The organism is Acidovorax sp. (assembly GCF_046294525.1).
Lineage (GTDB): Bacteria > Pseudomonadota > Gammaproteobacteria > Burkholderiales > Burkholderiaceae_C > Acidovorax.
On the sequence record NZ_JBKBKQ010000004.1, the window covers coordinates 228744 to 245287 of the forward strand.

The 16544-nt window shown below is 66.9% G+C and carries 14 protein-coding genes and 1 riboswitch; of the genes, 6 read left to right on the top strand and 8 right to left on the bottom strand.

Annotation, left to right across the window (positions count from 1 at the left end):
- Positions 1-145 precede the first annotated feature (145 nt).
- The 4 genes from ACK4HJ_RS07040 to ACK4HJ_RS07055 form a co-directional block, all read right to left on the bottom strand.
- Entirely contained in the window at positions 146-1024 is an 879-nt protein-coding gene (locus ACK4HJ_RS07040) for a DUF6279 family lipoprotein (protein WP_409829202.1), read from the bottom strand.
- A gap of 136 nt (positions 1025-1160) precedes the next feature.
- A complete protein-coding gene (locus ACK4HJ_RS07045) occupies positions 1161-1385 on the bottom strand; it encodes a hypothetical protein (protein WP_409829205.1) in 225 nt (74 codons plus the stop codon).
- Positions 1386-1560: 175 nt separating this feature from the next.
- Positions 1561-1776 carry a hypothetical protein gene (locus ACK4HJ_RS07050; RefSeq protein ID WP_409829207.1) on the bottom strand — a complete coding sequence of 72 codons (216 nt, stop codon included), beginning with the start codon at positions 1774-1776 and terminating at the stop codon, positions 1561-1563.
- Between the two features lie 100 nt (positions 1777-1876).
- The gene (locus ACK4HJ_RS07055; protein WP_409829210.1) at positions 1877-2821 is read right to left on the bottom strand and encodes a LysR family transcriptional regulator; all 945 of its coding nucleotides are present in this window, start codon (positions 2819-2821) and stop codon (positions 1877-1879) included.
- 177 nt (positions 2822-2998) lie between these two features.
- On the opposite strand from ACK4HJ_RS07055, the gene ACK4HJ_RS07060 reads away from it, so the two are divergent.
- Both ACK4HJ_RS07060 and ACK4HJ_RS07065 read left to right on the top strand, forming a co-directional pair.
- Complete coding sequence (locus ACK4HJ_RS07060) at positions 2999-4195, top strand: acyl-CoA dehydrogenase (RefSeq protein WP_409829212.1); 1197 nt, start codon at positions 2999-3001, stop codon at positions 4193-4195.
- Positions 4196-4445: 250 nt separating this feature from the next.
- The gene (locus tag ACK4HJ_RS07065) at positions 4446-5720 is read left to right on the top strand and encodes a CaiB/BaiF CoA transferase family protein (RefSeq protein ID WP_409829213.1); all 1275 of its coding nucleotides are present in this window, start codon (positions 4446-4448) and stop codon (positions 5718-5720) included.
- Positions 5721-5788: 68 nt separating this feature from the next.
- Here the strand turns inward: ACK4HJ_RS07065 and ACK4HJ_RS07070 are convergent, their stop codons facing one another.
- Positions 5789-7435, bottom strand: a complete 1647-nt coding sequence (locus ACK4HJ_RS07070; protein ID WP_409829215.1) for an ankyrin repeat domain-containing protein — start codon at positions 7433-7435, stop codon at positions 5789-5791.
- A 305-nt stretch (positions 7436-7740) separates the two neighbouring features.
- On the opposite strand from ACK4HJ_RS07070, the gene ACK4HJ_RS07075 reads away from it, so the two are divergent.
- Positions 7741-9336 (top strand): methyl-accepting chemotaxis protein, encoded by a 1596-nt coding sequence (locus tag ACK4HJ_RS07075; RefSeq protein WP_409829217.1) that lies wholly within the window; start codon positions 7741-7743, stop codon positions 9334-9336.
- A 115-nt stretch (positions 9337-9451) separates the two neighbouring features.
- Here the strand turns inward: ACK4HJ_RS07075 and ACK4HJ_RS07080 are convergent, their stop codons facing one another.
- The 3 genes from ACK4HJ_RS07080 to ACK4HJ_RS07090 all read right to left on the bottom strand — a co-directional run bounded on the left by ACK4HJ_RS07080 (position 9452) and on the right by ACK4HJ_RS07090 (position 12131).
- Entirely contained in the window at positions 9452-10012 is a 561-nt protein-coding gene (locus tag ACK4HJ_RS07080) for a 6,7-dimethyl-8-ribityllumazine synthase (RefSeq protein ID WP_409829218.1), read from the bottom strand.
- 149 nt (positions 10013-10161) lie between these two features.
- A riboswitch (FMN riboswitch) is annotated at positions 10162-10332 on the bottom strand.
- A gap of 223 nt (positions 10333-10555) precedes the next feature.
- Positions 10556-11041 (bottom strand): hypothetical protein, encoded by a 486-nt coding sequence (locus ACK4HJ_RS07085; protein ID WP_409829221.1) that lies wholly within the window; start codon positions 11039-11041, stop codon positions 10556-10558.
- Positions 11042-11156: 115 nt separating this feature from the next.
- Positions 11157-12131: a LysR family transcriptional regulator gene (locus ACK4HJ_RS07090; RefSeq protein ID WP_409829222.1), complete on the bottom strand. Its 975-nt coding sequence runs from the start codon at positions 12129-12131 to the stop codon at positions 11157-11159.
- Between the two features lie 156 nt (positions 12132-12287).
- On the opposite strand from ACK4HJ_RS07090, the gene ACK4HJ_RS07095 reads away from it, so the two are divergent.
- The 3 genes from ACK4HJ_RS07095 to ACK4HJ_RS07105 all read left to right on the top strand — a co-directional run bounded on the left by ACK4HJ_RS07095 (position 12288) and on the right by ACK4HJ_RS07105 (position 16538).
- Complete coding sequence (locus ACK4HJ_RS07095) at positions 12288-13307, top strand: TRAP transporter substrate-binding protein (RefSeq protein WP_409829224.1); 1020 nt, start codon at positions 12288-12290, stop codon at positions 13305-13307.
- Between the two features lie 165 nt (positions 13308-13472).
- Complete coding sequence (locus ACK4HJ_RS07100; protein WP_409829227.1) at positions 13473-15254, top strand: IlvD/Edd family dehydratase; 1782 nt, start codon at positions 13473-13475, stop codon at positions 15252-15254.
- Positions 15255-15308: 54 nt separating this feature from the next.
- Positions 15309-16538: a fumarylacetoacetate hydrolase family protein gene (locus tag ACK4HJ_RS07105; protein WP_409829230.1), complete on the top strand. Its 1230-nt coding sequence runs from the start codon at positions 15309-15311 to the stop codon at positions 16536-16538.
- Positions 16539-16544: the final 6 nt, after the last annotated feature.

Genomic DNA, 16544 nt, shown 5'->3' on the forward strand with positions numbered 1-16544 from the left:
GCAAGGCAGCGGCAGATCGAACCGGGCCATCCCGATGCGCACTACCACCGACTCGCGAGGGTAAGCAGAACATCCCCAGCGCTTATCCATCAAGCGCTGGCAGCTATCATTTTTGACGAAGAGCCTCGGCAACACGCCCAGGGCTCTACCGCGCTGCGAGGACCAGAAAATCGTCTGCATACCCTTTGACCGGTTGCACGGCGCGGCTACGCTGTGCGGGCGTCATGGCGTTGTGCGCCGACGAAAATCCTTCGCAGCCCTCTTTCACCAGCGTTCGCGCGTAGCGCTGGTAGGCGGCGTCGGGCGATGTGTTCAGGCGGTCCAGGTAACCGCGCACCAGGCGGTGCGCCTGCTCTGTGTCGCTGCGGTTCTGGGCGATGGCCTGCAGCGTCTGCACCAAGTCTTGCTGCCGCCGCAGACGCTCGGCATAGGTGCGCTGCGCATCGAACGATGACTGCGCGATGAAGCTGCGCAGCGCGGCTTTCTGCGGCGCATCCAAGGTGCCATAGAAGCCCTCAGCACGAGACACCAGCTGCTTGAAACGGTGCTCGCCCAGCTGTTCGGGCGTCACGTCCAGCCACTCCTTTTTCCAGTCGGCGTTGCTGCGGGCCTGCTTTTTTTGCAGGTTGCGGATTTGTGCATCGGTGAGCTGCGTGGCCAGCCAGGCCAGGCTGGGCTCGGCCTGTGCCAGGACCTTCTCGATCTGACCGCGCACTTCCGCATAGGCATTGCACGCCTGCTCGGGCGTCATGGCGGAAGGCAGTTGCTGCTGCAGCTGTTGCAGCAGCGCCGCGTGGCGGAGCAGCATGTTGCCGCGGTGCCACTGGTGCAGCTCATCCAGCGCGTCGCGCACCCGTTCGGCCTGGTCCTGGGACAGATCGAGGTGGTTGTTGAGCTGCCAGTACGCAAGCTGAGGCGCCTGGTTGTAGGCCAGCTTGACGGTGCTGCAGCCTTGCAAGAGAAAGCCGCTGCCTGCCAGTGCGGCGATGCACAGGGCTTTGCGAACCACGGAGGTTGTACGCACGAGAGGGCTCCTTGTGAAGGGTCGCGAACGAATGCGCAGAGCTTAGAGGTGCCAACGGCTAAGCGCATACTGCGCATTCAATACCCCACTTTGGCGGGGTGGCAGGCGCAGTGGCATCGCCCTGGCAGACAGGGGCTCAGGGTTCTTGACGGCGGATCAGTTGCCTGCCTGCGGGGGTCACCACCAGTACACCCTCGGGCCCTGTGGCGATGAAGCCGGCCGCAAGCAAGCGTGCGGACATATGCTCCTTGATGGCCTCGCGAACCGTGGGGTGGTCGCCCATTTCCAATTGCTTGAGGGTTTCCAGTTCGTCAACGGTGGGGTCAAACGCGGGGCCTTGGTAGGTGGATTGCATGCTCATGGGATCTCCTCGAATTGGATTGAAGAGTAGAGCGCGCCGGCCGCACGCTGTGCGTGCCGCAATGGCTTCCAGGCATGTCAGACAGGGCCGCAAATGGCGCGGCGATTGCATGCGTTGCAGCAGCGCTTTGCGGCTGCCGCACAACGCGACACGCAGCGCAGTGAGACCTATCAGATCAGTTGTCCTGCCGTCGAATGAGCTGGCGCCCGCTGGGCGTGATGGAGAGCTGGCCGCTGGGGCTCTTGGCGATATGCCCCCACTCCAGCAGACGGGCGGAAATGTGCTCCTTGATTGCATGGGGTACGGTCATGACCTGGCCCATTTCAAGCTGTTTGAGGGTCTCGATCTCGTCAACCGTGGGATCGAAATGCGGAGCGTGGTACGGCGTCATGGTGCTCACTCTCGAAACGATGGGATTGATGATGGAAGACTGACTCGCGCCGAATCAGAATAGTTCAGCAGCCATGCCGGCGCAAGCGCGGCAACCCGGGTCATTCAGAGGACGCAGACTCGGCCGCTGCGGCCTGCAGCCAGCGTGCAAACGTGGTCAACACAGGGGGCTGGGACGGGACATGCGCGGGGCTGATGAGGTAATACGCCCGCTCGCCGCGCAGGGGTCGGTTGCAGGCCACCACCAGCTCGCCGCTGGCGAGTTCGGCCTCGATCAGCAGCGGCGGGATCAGCGCCACGCCCATGCCGTGCGTGGCGGCCACGGCCAGCATGGAGAACAGCTCGTAGCGCGGGCCATCCAGCGCGTGCGGCGCATCCACCCCCATCGCATCAAACCACTGCCGCCAACCATAGGGGCGCGTGCTTTGCTGCAGCAGCGGCAGTTCGGCCAGCGCCTCGGCGGCCACGGGCTGGTGGGCGCGGCCCCGGCCCCGGGGCGCGGCCGATTCGAGCAGGCGCGGGGCACACACGGGCACCACGTCCTCGTGCATCAGCAGTTGCGCCTGCACGCCGGGCCAGTTGCTCACCTGCTCGGGCGTGCCCGCATACAGCGCGGCATCAAACGTGGTGTCGGCAAACAGAAAAGGCCGTGTCTGCGTGTCGATGTGCACCACGATGTCGGGGTGCGCCTGTGCCAACTGCGGCAGGCGGGGGATGAGCCAGCGCGTGGCAAAGGTGGGCACCGCCGCCAGCGTAAGGGTGCCGCCCTCGCCCTGGTGGGCCATCACGTCCAGCGTGTCGCGCTCCAGCCCCTGCAGCCAGCGCGCCACCTGGCGGCCATAGTGCGCGCCCGCTGGCGTCAGCACCACGCCGTGGCGCGTGCGGCGGAACAGCGCCACACCCAAAAATTCTTCCAGCGCCTGGATCTGGCGCGACACCGCGCTTTGGGTGAGCGACAGCTCCTGCGCGGCGCGGGTGTAGCTCTCGTGGCGGGCGGCGACTTCAAAACAGGCCAGGGCCTGGGTCGATGGAATGTTGCGGCGCATGATGAAGAGGAACTTGTAGTTAGTCTTTCCACCACGGATTGGTGGTCTGCAAGTATTTCATACATTCCATAAACGCATGTCTGGATGAAAAGAACTCGCTTGCGGGCCACCACCCCAAGGCCTACGATGCATTCCAGATTCGTTTTTCTTTCCCCTCTTTCCGATCTGGAGACACACATGGCCCACGCCGCTTTTCAATGGGATGACCCTTTCCTCCTGAGCCAGCAACTGACCGACGACGAGCGCGCCATCCAGGGCGCCGCCGCCGCCTATTGCCAGGACAAGCTGGCACCCCGCGTGCTGGACGCCTTCCGCCACGAAAAGATGGACGTGAGCATCTTCCGCGAGATGGGCGAAGTGGGCCTCTTGGGCCCCACCATCCCCGAGCAGTACGGGGGCCCCGGCCTGTCGTATGTGGCCTACGGCCTGATCGCCCGCGAAGTGGAGCGTGTGGATTCGGGCTACCGCTCGATGGCCAGCGTGCAGTCGTCGCTGGTGATGGTGCCGATTTATGAATTCGGCAGCGAAGCCCAGCGCCAGAAGTACCTGCCCAAGCTCGCCAGCGGCGAGTGGATCGGCTGCTTCGGCCTGACCGAGCCCGACCACGGCTCTGACCCTGGCAGCATGGCCACGCGCGCCTACAAGGTCGATGGTGGCTACAAGCTCAAGGGCAGCAAGATGTGGATCACCAACAGCCCCGTGGCCGACGTGTTCGTGGTCTGGGCCAAGGAAGTGTCGGAAGGCGGCGCCGTGGGCCCCATCCGCGGCTTTGTGCTGGAAAAGGGCATGAAGGGCCTGACAGCCCCCGCCATCCACGGCAAGGTGGGCCTGCGCGCCTCCATCACCGGCGAGATCGTGATGGACGACGTGTTCGTGCCCGAAGAAAACGCCTTCCCTGAAGTGCAAGGTCTGAAGGGCCCGTTCACCTGCCTGAACAGCGCCCGCTACGGCATCGCCTGGGGTGCCCTGGGTGCGGCCGAATTCTGCTGGCACACCGCCCGCCAGTACACGCTGGACCGCAAGCAGTTTGGCCGCCCCTTGGCCGCCAACCAGCTCATCCAGAAGAAGCTGGCCGACATGCAGACCGAGATCGCCATCGGCCTGCAGGCCTGCCTGCAGTTCGGCCGCATGAAGGATGCAGGCACGGCCAGCGTGGAAGGCACCTCCATCATCAAGCGCAACAGCTGCGGCAAGGCGCTGGACATTGCCCGCCTGGCGCGCGACATGATGGGCGGCAACGGCATCAGCGACGAGTTCGGCGTGGCCCGCCACCTGGTGAACCTGGAAGTGGTGAACACCTACGAAGGCACGCACGATGTGCATGCGCTGATCCTGGGCCGCGCCCAGACGGGCATAGCCGCGTTCTCCAACTGAGGCAGGAAGGCCCGCGCTCCCCGCTGCTCGCTGCGGCGGTGAGAACTCCCCTCTCCCCTCGCGGGAGAGGGGCCGGGGGAGAGGGGTGGCGACGCATACGGTGTGCCTGATCGCCCCTCTCCCCCACCCTCTCCCGCGAGGGGAGAGGGAGTCAAATACCGGCTCATATACACGCGTTTCAAGCGTTTTCGGCCTCCAGCGCTTTATAGATAAGCGCTAGCAGCTATCAATTTAATAGTGCACCACCCCCATGACCACACCCTCCTCCAACGCAGGCGCCCTCGCAGGCATCAAGGTGCTCGACCTCTCCCGCGTGCTGGCCGGGCCGTGGTGCACGCAGATCCTGGCCGACCTGGGCGCGGATGTGGTCAAGGTAGAGCGCCCCGGCGTGGGCGACGACACGCGCCAGTGGGGCCCGCCCTTCTTGAAGGACGCGGACGGCAACGACACCAACCAGGCCAGCTACTACACCGCCTGCAACCGCAACAAGCGCTCGGTCACCATCGACATGGCCTCGCCTGAGGGCCAGGCGCTGATCAAGCAGATGGCGCTGGAGTCTGACATCGTGGTGGAGAACTTCAAGGTCGGTGGCCTCAAGCAATACGGTCTGGACCATGAAAGCCTGCGCGCGCTCAACCCGCGCCTCATCTACTGCTCCGTCACCGGCTTTGGGCAAGACGGGCCCTACGCCGAGCGCGCAGGCTATGACCTGATGGTGCAGGCCATGACGGGCCTGATGAGCATCACCGGCCAGGCCGACAACCAGCCCGGCGGCGGCCCGATGCGAGTGGGCGTGGCCGTCATTGACCTTTTCACCGGGCTGTATGCCAGCAACGCCATCCTGGCCGCACTGCATGTGCGCGACAACGCCACCAATGGCACCGGCCAGGGCCAGCACATCGACATGGCGCTGCTGGACGTGGGTATGGCCGTGCTGGCCAACCAGGCCTCGGGCTTCCTCGCCACCGGCAAGGCACCCGGCCGCATGGGCAACAGCCACCCTAGCCTGGCGCCGTACCAGGACTTCCCCACGCAGGACGGCAACATGCTGCTGGCCATTGGCAACGACGGGCAGTTTCAGCGCTTTTGCGCCGCCGCCGAGCAGCCCCAGTGGGCCAGCGACCCGCGTTTTGCGACCAACACCCTGCGCGTGCAAAACCGCGCCGCGCTGATCCCCGCCATGGAGGCCGAGACCCGCACGCGCACCACAGCCGAATGGATCACGCTGCTGGAAGACAAGGCCGTGCCCTGCGGCCCCATCAACACCATTGCCCAGGCGTTTGACGACGCGCAGGTGCAGGCCCGGGGCCTGGCCGTGACGCTGCCGCGCTGGAAGGACGGCGAGGCCGCCACCGACAACGTGCAGCAGATCACCGGCGTGGCCAGCCCGCTGCGCCTGTCGGCCACGCCGCCCGTGCTGCGCAATGCGCCGCCTGCGCTGGGGCAGCACACCGATGAAGTGCTGCGCGAGATGGGGCTGGATGCGGCGCGCATTGCGGCGCTGCGGGCCCAGGGCGTGGTGTAGCGGCACACGCTTCCACCCACGCTCAACGCCCCGCGCCGACAGCATGCGGGGCGTTGGTCCTTCTGGGGTTACTGCACGGGCTGCGCGGACTGCACCGGCAGTTCTGCCGCCGCCAGCAGGCAGTCCGTCACCTCGTCCGAAAAGTGCATCAGGCGGCCGTCCAGCCAGACGGCATCCGACCCACTCGGGTCCGGCGCAGCGGGGGGCAGACCGTGGTCCAGCAACGCCTGTGCACAGCCTGCCCAGTCGCCGCCTGGCTCCGGTGTGTTGATGGAGCCCCAGGCGAGCGCACCGCAGGCGTTGTCCTCAAAACCGTGCCGCGCCTGCCAGCGCGCGCCATGCTCCAGCACAAAGCGGGTGAGCGCCGCATCGCCCCGGAAGATGGCATGGTGCAGCGCCGTGCCCGCCCAGTCGCCGCCCGGCGTGTCGATGGGCCAGCCCAGACGCACCATGATCCGCACGGCATCGCCGCAGTCCGGCTGCGCGGCCAGCTCGGGCAGCAGGCGCTGATGGGCGGGCAACAAGCCCTGCACCAGGCCAGGCTGCGCGGCCAGCAGTGCGCGCGCCTGGGCTTCGTCGCCTTGCGCACAGGCCGCTACAAAACGCTCGTCGGCGGGAGGCGCTGCCACGCCCAGCACGCCACGCAAAAATGCCGCCACATCCGGCAAGCCGTAGCGCAGCGCCTGCAGGTGCGCGGGCGTGCCTTCGGCCGTGCACACTTGCGGATCTGCCCCTGCGGCGACCAGCGCCTGCACATGCGCCAGCGATCGGCGGCGGCGCAGCGCCCACAGTAGCGGCGCGGCGCCGGGGGCGCTGCCGCCCAGGGGTTCGTTGGGGTCGGCGCCATGGGCCAGCAGCAGCTGCAGTGCAGGCAGATCGTCCATGTCGAGCACGCGGTGCAGCGCGTTGGTGCCGGGCACGCGCGCACCGGTCTGCAGCAGCAGGCGCGTGCACTCCAGGCTGCCCAGCGCGTGGTACAGCGACTCGCCATCGTTGGGGCTGGCGCCCGCATCCAGCAGCAGCCGGGTGATGCCCGCGTGGTGGTGGGCACCGGCCGCGCCGTACAGGGCCGACAGCGGGTGCGCGGCATCGGGGGCATGCAGCGATGCGGGCGGCCAGCGGCTGCCCACGCGCTGGTTCGCATCGGCGCCTGCCTCCAGCAACAGGGCCACGCAGGCCTGCAGCCGGTCGGCAAACGCGGGCAGCCGCGCCAGGCTGGAATGGGTGACGGCGAGCAGCGGCGGCAGCTGCAGCGGCCCGCCGGGCTGGTGCACCCAGGCGGGGTCGCGCGCCACCTGATCGCGCAGCCGGGCCACATCGCCCACGGCACAGGCCAGCCAGATGTCCTGCTCCGCCTGCGGCACGGCGCCCTCGGCCCAGAGCTGCTCGGCCAGCGCGGGCCGCGCCGTGTGGTTGCCACCGGCGATGTCGCCTGCGTAGACCAGGCGCAGCCACAGCAGCACGGCCCGTGCGGGGTCGTCTGCCAGCGCACGGCGCGCCAGCACAAAGGCCTGGAACTGCGGCCACGAGGCAAAGCCGTGCTCACGCGCCAGGCACCACTGCGCGTGGTGCAGACGCAGGTCGGTGCCTGCGGGCAAGGCCAGCGGCGCCAGGCGCGCCAGTGCGGCGGCATCGCCTGCGCGGGCCTCGGCCAGCAGGGTTTTGGCTTGTTTCTTGAGATGGCCCAGGTCGGGCCGCGGGGGAAGACGTTTCACGAGTACCTCCGTGCATCGAACGCCGACGGCCTGCAGTTCCGGCAGCACAAAGGGGAAGTGAGGAACAAACTCAAGGAGTTAGTCGGCAAGTGGGTTGCACCCTGTCCGCAGGCCCGGGCGCGGCTTGCGTCCGCGCAGGGCGGGATCTTACCCGCGCCGCCCAGCAAAATGCTTGTACAAAAAATTACAAACGCTCCACAATGCGGTGAAGCCCCCCATTTCGCCGCTCCAGAGGCGTTTTTGGTGCCTATCTGCAGTCTTCTTCACTCCCTCACGCTGGTTGCCACAAAACCAAGGAGTCCACCATGAAGCTCAGCCTCAAGCTCCCCCTCGCCTTCACAGTGGCCTTGCTGCTGCTGTTTGCGGCGGCGCTGTTCGGCATCAGCCGCCTGAACCAGGCCCTGGACACCTACCAGACCACGGTGGCGCAAAGCTTTGAAAACGAGCGGCGGGCCTCGTCCATGCTCAACAGCTTCAAGGTGCAGGTGCAGGAATGGAAAAACGTGCTGCTGCGCGGCAAGGACCCGGCCCAGCTCACGCGCTACTGGACCGCGTTTGAAAAGCAGGAAAAGGCCATCAAGGACGAGGCGCAAAAGCTCATGGCCGCCCTGCCCCCTGGCGACGGGCGCGAGCGCGTGAGCCAGTTTGCGCAGGCGCACGAGCGCATGGGCGCGGCCTACCGCAAAGGGCTGGAGGCCTTCAAGGCCGCCGACCACGACCCGCAGGCGGACGACAAGGCCGTGGCGGGCATGGACCGCGAGCCCTCGCAACTGCTGGACCAGGCGGGCGACCTGATTGCCAAGGCCAGCAGCGAGGTGGCCGAACGCGCCGCCGCCACCGCGCAGCGCGCCACCACCATCAGCCTGGGCGTGATGCTGGTGGTATGCGCCCTGGGCATTGCGGGGGCCGTGGCCTTCAGCCGCACGGTGGTGAACCCGCTGGACAACGCGGTGCGCGTATCGCAGGCCGTGGCCAGCGGCGACCTCACCGTGGCCGCGCATGTGCAGGGCAAGGACGAGATTGCGATGCTGCTCAACGCACTGCATGCCATGCAGCAAAGCCTGTCGCGCGTGGTGAGCAACGTGCGCAACAACGCCGACAGCGTGGCCGCCGCCAGCACCGAGATCGCACAGGGCAACAACGACCTGAGTGCGCGCACCGAGCAGCAGGCCAGCGCGCTGGAAGAGACCTCGGCATCGATGGAAGAACTGAGTTCTACCGTGCAGGCCAATGCCGAAAACGCGCGCCAGGCCAACCAGCTGGCGGTGAGCGCCAGCACCGTGGCCGTGCAGGGCGGCGATGTGGTGGCCGAGGTGGTGACCACCATGAAGGGCATCAACGACAGCAGCAAGAAGATCGCCGACATCATCAGCGTGATCGACGGCATCGCCTTCCAGACCAACATCCTGGCGCTGAACGCTGCGGTCGAAGCAGCCCGCGCAGGCGAGCAGGGCCGGGGCTTTGCCGTGGTGGCCAGCGAGGTGCGCAACCTCGCGCAGCGCAGCGCCGAAGCCGCCAAGGAGATCAAGGGCCTGATCCACGCCAGCGTGGAGCGCGTGGAGCTGGGCACCACGCTGGTGGACAAGGCGGGTGCCACCATGACCGAGGTGGTGGCCTCCATCCGCCGCGTGACCGACATCGTGGGCGAGATCAGCGCGGCCAGCAGCGAACAGAGCGCGGGCGTGGCCCAGGTGGGTGAAGCGGTGATGCAGATGGACCAGGCCACGCAGCAGAACGCGGCGCTGGTCGAACAAAGTGCAGCCGCCGCCGACAGCCTCAAGGTGCAGGCGCAGCAGCTGGTGCAGGCGGTGGCAGTGTTCCGGCTGGCAGAGACGGATGCCCCGGCCCTGGCACACCCCACGGCGCCCATGGGCCGCCAGCCCCGGCTGGCCGCGACCTGAGTGGCTTCTTATGGTTAAAAAAGGCCGTCACCGCGCGTCCATCATGCCTATATAGCTATATATTTAATAGCAACACGGCATTAGCAGGCGCGGCAGGGGACGACGCCAGGCCCGCTCAGGCAGCCACTGCCTCAACCGCCGCAGGCGTGGCCTGCTGGGGGGTGGCCAGCGTGGGCGATGCCAGCTTGCGCAGGTAGGCCATGGTCTGCAGGCAGGCCTGGGCCACCTCGGTGCCTTTTTTTACAAAATGCTCGCGGAAGAAGCGCACGTGGTCTTCGTGGTCATGGAAGTCGCGCGGCGTGAGCACGGCCGACATCACGGGCACCTCGGTGTCGAGCTGCACGCGCATCAGGCCGTCGATGACGGCGGTGGTAACGAACTCGTGGCGATAGATGCCGCCGTTGACCACCAGCGCGCAGGCCACGATGGCGTCGTAGCGCCCGCTGCGCGCGAGCTTGCGGGCCAGCAGCGGAATCTCGAACGCGCCGGGCACGTCGAACAGCGCCACCTGTGCGGGCGGCAGGCCGTGGCGGTCAAACTCGGCCAGGGCCGCGTCGCGCGCCTGGTGCACGATGTCCTGGTGCCAGCTGGCACTGATGATGGCCACGCGGGCGCCACGATGGGCGGCTGCAGGGGCCAGGGGAGAGACGGAAGAAGTAGCAGAAGACTGATTCATGGGTTCCTCAAAACAGGTCGTACCAGAATCAGGGCGCGCGCGAACACTGCGCCCCCACAAGGCGGCGCAGGCCGTCGCCCATGCCAGCACGCAAATAGGCACGCGGGCAAACGCTGTGGCCCAGCCACCCATGGCAGGTGCTGTGGGTTTCGCGATCTCTTTCATCCGGACTGTGACCGTCGGCTCTGGTTTCGCACCAGATCTGCTGACCCTGCAGGCCTGTTCCGAAGAACGGCACCGCAGGCGCTCGCGGGCTCTTGCCGACCTTTCAGCCAACAAATACCGCCGGTGGGGAATTCCACCCCGCCCTGAGAACGCTGTCGGCCCCGAAGGTCATTCGGGGCCGACGGTTGGGATTTTAGGAGGTCGTCGAAGCCAGCATGGTCACCAAGGCGATTGGCCTGGACATCCGCTGCGCATGTGGTTTGGGCGTTGTTTGACGATCCACGCACCGCCAACGTCCGTTCGGGCTGAGCCTGTCGAAGCCTTGCGCAGCGCTTCGACAGGCCCAGCGTGAACGGTGATTGATGGTTTGCGGCGCACTCAGCGCACGCGCTGAAACCCGCCTTCGGCCCAGGCCGCCGCGCTGGCGGGTGTGAGCTTGAAAGTGGGCGGCGCGGACGCACGGGCAACCTCTTCACCCAGCTCGTCCTGCGCGCTCAGCGTGGCCGAGGCGCCTTCCTCATCGGGCACGATGGCCAGCGCCACGCGCAGGCGCTGGCCGTCTGCGGTGGTGACGTGCACGCTCTTGTTCAGCTGCGCATGCAACTGCTGCTCATGGCGCCGCACCACTTCGCTCGCAGTCTTGACCAGGGTGTGGAAGGCCGACACATCGAGCGGCTTGGGGTTCTTCTTGTCGCGGCCCATGGTCCAGGGGCCCACCAGCGCGGGCTCGGCCTCGCCCTTCAAGGTCATGGCCACGGCCCAGCCATCGTCGTCCTCGTTCTTGATGACCTGCGCCGTCCAGCGCCCGTCGCTCCAGCAGCGGGGTTCCTGGATGGTGTCGGGCGTGTCGGGTGCGTCGGTCATGGAGAAAAAGGCCTGGATTGCGAGAAAGGGCGCAGAGCATAACGGCAGGGCTTGGCGGCCCCAATTTTCAATAACCGTTGGTTATCGAAAGAGGCCAGGCATAGCGTAGGCCTGGTCACTCCCCCAAAACGTCGGGCACCACACCCGCCGTATCGCGCAGCACATCGATGAAGGCCTGCGCCGAGGGCGTGGGCGGCTCGCCCAAACGGGTGATGAGGCCATAGCTGGGCATGCGGTCGGGCAGTTCGACGGGGATGCGCGAAAGCAGGCCCCGGTCCACATATTTCTGGATCAGCGCGGCGGGCTGCAGCGACATCATGTGGGTGGTGTTCATCAGCTCCAGCGCAAACAGGAAGGACGGCGTCTCCACCACCCCTGCGGTGAGCGCCAGGCCCGCGCCGCCAAACAGGTCGTCCGACACCTTGCGCACGGCCGTGGAGGCGGGGTACAGAATCCACGGCCAGTGCGCCAGCTCGGTCAGCGACAGGTAGGTGGCGCCACGCAGCGGGTGGTGCTGCCCGCCCACCACATGCAGTGGCTCGGCGGACAGGTGCTCGTAATGGAACTGGCTGCGCTGGTCCTCGGTGGTGAAGCGGCCGATCATCAGGTCGATCTTGCGTTCGGCCAGCCAGGCGATGAGCTGGTCGCTGCTCTGCTCCAGGATCTTGATGACCAAGAGGGGCCGCAGGCGCTGGAGCTCCACCACCGACGCCACCAGCACATGCGCGGCCGAGCCGGTGATGGCGCCGACCGTCACATGGCCATGGCCGCCCTGCTTGAGGGCGTTGAACTCGTCCACAAACTTGCGCTGCCCATCGAGCGCTGCGCTGGCGTAGCGCAGCGTAAAAAGCCCCAGCTCGTTGGGCCGCATGCCGCGCGAGAGGCGGTCGAACAGGCGCGCCTCCAGGATCTCCTCGATGTCCATGAGGATCTTGGTGGCCGCAGGCTGCGTGACATGCATCTGCTCGGCCGTGAGCCGCAGGTTGCGCGTGCGGCCCAGGATGTCCAGAAACTGCAAATGCCGAAAGCGCAGCCGCGCGCAGGCCTGCGCCAAAGACAAGGGTTTACCCGGAAATTCGTCTGGACTCATAAGCGTTTGGAATGGATTGTCGCAAAACATTCAGTGGACCGGCCGGGGCGCGAAACCTAACCTTCGCCTTGCGTTCATGACGGCTGGCCCACAAAAAGCCGCAGGCGCCGAAGACCTCACCAATGGGGTCAGCCATTCCAACGGAGACAAGACACCATGCAATTCCATTCCCTCGCTAAATCCGTGGCGCTTGCCGCTGCGCTACTGGCCGCCCTCACCGCCCCCGTCGCGGCCCAAGTCAAGGAACACACCTTCAAGGTCGGCATCGGCCTGAGCGACGACCACCCGCAGGCCCAGGCCGTGCGCCACTTTGCCGAGCGACTGCAGGCCAAGAGCGGCGGCAAGATGAACGCCAAGCTGTTTGCCAGCGGCGCGCTGGGCAATGACGTGAGCATGACCTCAGCCCTGCGCGGCGGCACGCTGGAGATGACGATTCCGGATTCGTCCACGCTGATGTCGCTGATCAAGCCCTTTGGCGTGCTGAACCTGCCACTCACATTCAACACCGAGGCCGAAGCCGACGCCTTGCTCGACGGCCCCTTCGGCCAGAAGCTGCTGGCCATGCTGCCCGACAAGGGCCTGATCGGCCTGGGCTTCTGGGAAAACGGCTTCCGCCACGTGACCAACTCGCGCCGACCCATCAACACGGCCGATGATCTGGCGGGCCTCAAGCTGCGGGTGATCCAGAGCCCGCTGTTCCTCGACACTTTCAACGCGCTGGGCACGAACGCCACGCCCATGCCGTTCACCGAGCTGTACACCGCCATGGAACAAAAGGCCGTGGACGGCCAGGAAAACCCGCCCGCCACCATCCTGGCCAGCAAGTTCTATGAAGTGCAAAAGCACCTGGTGCTGTCGCGCCACATGTACAGCGCCTGGGTGCTGCTGATGTCCAAGAAGACCTGGGACGGCCTCTCGGCCGACGAGAAGAAGATTGTGCAGGAGGCCGCGCGCGAGGCCACGCTGTTTGAGCGCAAGACCATCCGCGCCTTCAGCGAAACCGCCCTGGGCGAGCTGAAGAAGGCCGGCATGCAGATCACCGAGCTGCCTGCCGCCGAACAGGCCAAGCTGCGCAGCAAGCTGCAGCCGGTGCTGGCCAAGTACGGCAAGGAGTTTGGTGAAGAAACCACCAGCGAAATGATGGGCGAGCTGGCCAAGGCGCGGGGCGGGAAGTAATCGAGTCGCCTCCCGGCTGGACACAACCCGTTCACGCTGAGCTTGTCGAAGCGCCGCGCAAGGCTTCGACGAGCTCAGCCCGAACGGGGAGTGGGTGATTGATCGTTCAAGAATGCCCCATCAATGGCCCAGCCCTGCCCTGCTACCCCTTCTGCCTCGCGTCCCATGACAAGAACACCCCGCCGCCCCTTCCGCTCCCGCGAATGGTTTGCCGCGCCCGAGCGCTCGGACATGACCGCGCTGTACCTGGAGCGGTTCATGAACTACGGCCTCACGCCCGAAGAGCTGCGCTCCGGCCGCCCCATCATCGGGATTGCGCAGACGGGCAGCGACCTGTCGCCCTGCAACCGCATCCATCTGGATCTGGCGCGCCGCGTGCGCGACGGCATCCGTGATGCGGGCGGCATTCCGATGGAGTTCCCCGTCCACCCCATCTTTGAGAACTGCCGCCGCCCCACCGCCGCGCTCGACCGCAACCTGGCCTATCTGGGGCTGGTGGAGATCCTGTACGGCTACCCCATCGATGCCGTGGTGCTGACCGCGGGCTGCGACAAGACCACGCCGGCCGGCATCATGGCCGCGTCCACCGTAGACATCCCGGCCATCGTGCTTTCAGGCGGGCCGATGCTCGATGGTTGGCACGAAGGGCAGCTGGTGGGCTCGGGCACCGTGATCTGGCGCAGCCGCCGCCAGCTCGCGGCGGGCGAGATTGACGAGGAAGAATTCTTGCAGCGCGCTTGCAACAGCGCGCCCTCGGCCGGGCACTGCAACACCATGGGCACTGCCTCGACCATGAACGCGGTGGCCGAGGCGCTGGGCCTGTCACTGCCCGGCTGCGCGGCCATTCCCGCGCCCTACCGCGAGCGCGGCCAGATGGCGTACGAGACCGGGCGGCGCATTGTGGAGATGGCGTACGAAGACCTGCGCCCCTCGCGCATCCTGACACGCGAGAGCTTCTTGAATGCGCTGTCGGTGGTGAGCGTGGCCGGCGGCAGCAGCAACGCGCAGGTGCACATCATGGCGATGGCGCGCCACGCGGGCGTGCAGCTGGACGCGCAAGACTGGACCGACCACGCCTACGACCTGCCCCTGCTGCTGAACATGCAGCCTGCGGGCCAGTTTCTGGGCGAGCGATTCTTCCGCGCAGGAGGTGTGCCCGCGCTGATGTGGGAGCTGCAGAAGGCCGGCAAGCTGCACGCCGATTGCGCCAGCGTGACCGGCAAGACGGTGGGCGAAAACCTGCAAGGCCGCGAGACCCACGACCGCGAGGTGATCCGCCCGTTCAGCAACCCGCTGATGCACAAGGCGGGGTTCATGGTGCTCAGCGGCAACCTGTTCGACTTCGGGATCATGAAGACCTCGGTGATCTCCGAAGCCTTCCGCCAGCGCTACCTGAGCCGCCCGGGGCAGGAGGGCATCTTTGAAGCCCGTGCCGTGGTGTTTGAAGGCGCAGACGACTACCACGCGCGCATCAACGACCCGGCACTGAACATCGACGAAGGCTGCATCCTGGTGATGCGCGGCGCGGGCCCCATCGGCTGGCCCGGCTCGGCCGAAGTGGTGAACATGCAGCCGCCCGACGCGCTGATCCGGCGCGGTATCAACACCCTGCCCACGCTGGGCGACGGGCGCCAGTCGGGCACGGCAGACAGCCCTTCCATCCTCAACGCATCGCCCGAAAGCGCCGTGGGCGGGGGACTGAGTTGGCTGCAAAGCGGCGACACGATCCGCATCGATCTGAACACTGGCCGTTGCGATGCGCTGGTCGCCCCCGAGGAAATCGCGCGCCGCAAGCGTGACCTGCCCGCCCCGCCCGTGCCCGCGAGCCAGTCGCCGTGGGAGGCGCTGTACCGCGAGAAAACAGGGCAATTGGCCGACGGGGCCACGCTGGACTTTGCGTTGGGCTTCCGGCGCATTTCTGAAAAGACGCCACGTCACAACCACTGACAACCAACGGGTGGGCAACCGGCGCCCGCCCGGATTTTTTCGAAGGACTCCCCCATGAACAACATGACGGCAGCGGCAGTTGCCGAACGGGCCCGTGCGCCCCAGGCCGCATTGCAAGTGCTCCCAGACGATGACCTGCAAGGCACACTAGTCGGCCGAGTGTGGTTACCGCAAGGTGCCTTTCCTGGCCCGGCGGTTGTGGCGCTGCGGCCCGAAGGCGTGTTCGACCTGAGCGCGCACTACCCCACCATGAGCACGCTACTCGACACCCTGGCACCAGCAGAGGCTGCGCGCACCGCCACCGGCCAGTACCTGTGCAGCGTGGACGACCTGCTGGCCAACAGCCTGCCCGGCGCGCGCGACGCCACGCGCCCCTGGCTGCTGGCCCCGTGCGACCTGCAGGTGGTGAAGGCGGCAGGCGTGACCTTTGCGGCCAGCCTGATCGAGCGCGTGATCGAAGAACAGGCACGCGGCGACGCCACCCGCGCGCAGGGCCTGCGCAGCCAGGTGATCGGGCTCATCGGCGAGAACCTGGCGGACATCCGCCCCGGATCGCCCGAGGCCATGCGCCTGAAGGCGCTGCTACAGGACAAAGGCCTGTGGTCGCAGTACCTGGAAGTAGGCATTGGCCCCGACGCCGAGGTGTTCACCAAGACGCCGGTGCTGGCCTCGGTGGGCTGCGGCGACGACATCGGCATCCGCTCCGATTCGGCCTGGAACAACCCCGAGCCCGAGGTGGTGCTGGCCGTGAACAGCCGGGGCCAGATCGTGGGCGCCACGCTGGGCAACGATGTGAACCTGCGCGACATCGAGGGCCGCAGCGCTCTTCTGCTGGGCAAGGCCAAGGACAACAATGCGTCGTGCGCCCTGGGCCCGTTCATCCGCCTGTTTGACGGCAGCTTCGGGCTGGAGCAGGTGCGCAATGAAACCGTGCACCTGCGTGTGGCTGGCGCGGACGGCTTTGAGCTGCGCGGCATCAACACCATGGCCAGCATCAGCCGCGACCCCACCGACCTGGTGGCGCAGACCCTGGCCGCGCACCAGTACCCGGACGGGTTCATGCTGTTCCTGGGCACGCTGTTCGCCCCCATCGAAGACCGCGACCAGCCGGGCGGTGGCTTCACCCACAAACTGGGCGACCTGGTGTCCATCCAGAGCGCCTGGCTGGGCGGCCTGCACAACCGCGTGACGCACAGCGAAGCTGCGGCACCCTGGCAATACGGCCTGCGCGCCTTCATGGGCAACCTGGCGCAGCGCGGGCTGCTGCAGCGCGCGGCGCTGTAGCGCCTC